The following is a 2,189-nucleotide window of genomic DNA, read 5'->3' as shown; positions in this document are numbered from 1 at the left end:
GTTGGCGGCGTCGTCGCCGTGGCGGCCGGCCCAGCGGGCGGAGAAGATGCCGGGCGCCCCGCCGAGGACGTCGACGCAGAGCCCGGAGTCGTCGGCGACCGCGGGCAGCCCGGTGGCCCGGGCCAGGGCGTGCGCCTTGAGCAGGGCGTTCTCGGCGAAGGTGACGCCGGTCTCGGGCACGTCAGGGACGTCGGGGAAGTCGGCGGCGCCGAGGAGTCCGGCGTCGAGACCCGCCTCGCCGAGGATGGCGTGCAGCTCGGTGACCTTGCCCTTGTTGCGGGTGGCGAGGACGAGACGGTGCGCGGTCACGGGGTGCAGACGTTCGTCAGCTCGCCGGCGGCGTCGCCGACGGGCTGGAAGTCGGGCACCTCGCCGCGGTCGGCGGCCTGCTGGGCGTTGTCGACGGCCTGCTGGAGGTCGTCGACGGCGGCGCCGACGTCGGCGTCGTCGGTCTTGTCGCCGAGTTCGCCGAGGTTCTTGTCGATCTCGTCGAGGGCGTCGGCGGCGGCCTGCGGGCTCTCGTCCGCGCCGGAGACGGCCTGCTGCAACTGGTCGACGTCGGCGGCGATCCTGGTGGCGAGCCGGCCGCAGTCCATGGCCTTGTTCACCGTGTCACACGCGCCGGTGAGCGTCACCGCGGCGGCCCCCGCCGCGAGCGCGACGCCCGCGCGGATCCAGATCCTCTTCCCCATCACTGGTCTCCCTCCAGTGCCTTGCGCTGCAGCCCGTCGAGCTGCGCGCAGCCGCCGACCGCGAGGTCGAGCAGCGCGTCGAGTTCGGCGCGGGCGAACGGCTCGCCCTCGGCGGTGCCCTGCACCTCGACGAAGCGTCCGTCGCCGGTGCAGACGACGTTCATGTCGGTCTCGGCCCGCACGTCCTCCTCGTAGCAGAGGTCGAGCAGCGGGACGGCGCCGACGATGCCGACGCTGACGGCGGCCACGGTGCCGGTCAGCGGTGTCGCCTTGGACTTGATCAGCTTGTTCCGCCGGCCCCATGCGACGGCGTCGGCGAGGGCGACGTACGCCCCGGTGATGGCCGCGGTACGGGTGCCGCCGTCGGCCTGGAGGACGTCGCAGTCGAGGACGACGGTGTTCTCGCCGAGCGCCTTGAAGTCGATGACGGCGCGCAGCGACCGGCCGATGAGCCGGGAGATCTCGTGCGTCCGCCCGCCGATCTTGCCGCGGACGGACTCCCGGTCGCCCCGGGTGTTCGTGGAGCGCGGCAGCATCGCGTACTCCGCGGTGACCCACCCCTCGCCGCTGCCCTTGCGCCAGCGCGGCACCCCCTCGGTGAAGGAGGCGGTGCACAGCACGCGGGTGTCGCCGAAGGACACCAGCACGGACCCCTCGGCGTGCATGCTCCAGCCACGTTCCAGCGCCACGGGGCGCAGCTCGGCGGGGGTACGTCCGTCGACACGGCCGAAGCCGGCGGAGGTCTCAGAGGTAGCCATCCCCCGACCCTATAGGCCCCGCATGAAGGCAGAACCTCCCGTCCCCACCGGGGGTACGAGGGCCCGGCGGACGCGGGACGCCGGGAGCCGCGGCGAGTTGGTTCCGGACGGGCAGGGGCAGTTCTCAGCGGCGTACGAGGGGCGGCAGGTCCGCCTCCTCCGCGGCCTCGTGCTCGCCGCGCCCACCCGCGGCAGCACGTCAGCCCGGCCGGCTGTCACAGCGGCCGCATCCCGCGCGTCAGCGTAGTGACGTGGCACGACGGCGGAAGGACACCCGATGGACGAGCAGGAGTTGCTGGCCCGGCGATTCGAGGAGCATCGCCGGCACCTGCGCGCGGTCGCCCACCGTGTGCTCGGTTCGGCCGGCGAGGCCGACGACGCCGTGCAGGAGGCGTGGCTCCGGGCGAGCCGCGCGGGCACCGACGGCGTGGAGAACCTCCCGGGCTGGCTGACGACGATCATCGGGCGGGTCTCGCTGAACATGCTCCGCTCCCGCGCGACGCGCTGCGAGCGGCCGCCGGTCCGGGAGAAGCCGGGTGGTGCCGTGTGCGGGGCGGGCGGGGTGGAGGGGCTCGGCCCCGAGGAGGAGGCTCTCCAGGGGGACTCGGTGGGGCTTGCGATGCTCGTGGTGCTGGACACGCTGACGCCCGCAGAACGGCTGGCGTTCGTGCTGCACGACGTCTTCGACGTCCCGTTCCCCGAGATCGCGCCGATCGTGGAGCGCTCACCGGCCGCGACC

Annotated in this window: 4 protein-coding genes; 1 reads left to right on the top strand and 3 read right to left on the bottom strand. The window is 74.0% G+C overall.

The window, feature by feature from the left end:
- The 3 genes from H5J30_RS28685 to rph form a co-directional block, all read right to left on the bottom strand.
- A partial coding sequence (locus H5J30_RS28685; RefSeq protein WP_309505657.1) for a non-canonical purine NTP pyrophosphatase occupies positions 1 to 309 on the bottom strand: 309 nt, incomplete at its 3' end.
- Complete coding sequence (locus H5J30_RS28680; protein ID WP_181790192.1) at positions 306 to 692, bottom strand: hypothetical protein; 387 nt, start codon at positions 690 to 692, stop codon at positions 306 to 308. The genes H5J30_RS28680 and H5J30_RS28685, both read right to left, overlap by 4 nt.
- Positions 692 to 1,450, bottom strand: a complete 759-nt coding sequence (gene rph, locus H5J30_RS28675; protein ID WP_181790191.1) for a ribonuclease PH — start codon at positions 1,448 to 1,450, stop codon at positions 692 to 694. Before rph ends, H5J30_RS28680 begins: the two co-directional genes overlap by 1 nt.
- A gap of 277 nt (positions 1,451 to 1,727) precedes the next feature.
- On the opposite strand from rph, the gene H5J30_RS28670 reads away from it, so the two are divergent.
- Positions 1,728 to 2,189 (top strand): sigma factor (locus tag H5J30_RS28670; protein WP_309505656.1); only part of this gene is annotated, 462 nt, incomplete at its 3' end.

The sequence above is a fragment of the Streptomyces phytophilus genome (genome assembly GCF_013870535.1).
In the GTDB taxonomy this organism is placed as follows: domain Bacteria; phylum Actinomycetota; class Actinomycetes; order Streptomycetales; family Streptomycetaceae; genus Streptomyces; species Streptomyces phytophilus.
Note: the sequence above shows the minus strand (reverse complement) of the source record. Positions and strands in the feature narration are given on the sequence as shown.

What these genes read in the sequence shown, in the direction of transcription:
- rph (WP_181790191.1), bottom strand. Translation starts at nt 1,450, where the DNA reads ATGGCTACCTCTGAGACCTCCGCCGGCTTCGGCCGTGTCGACGGACGT.
- H5J30_RS28680 (WP_181790192.1), bottom strand. Translation starts at nt 692, where the DNA reads ATGGGGAAGAGGATCTGGATCCGCGCGGGCGTCGCGCTCGCGGCGGGG.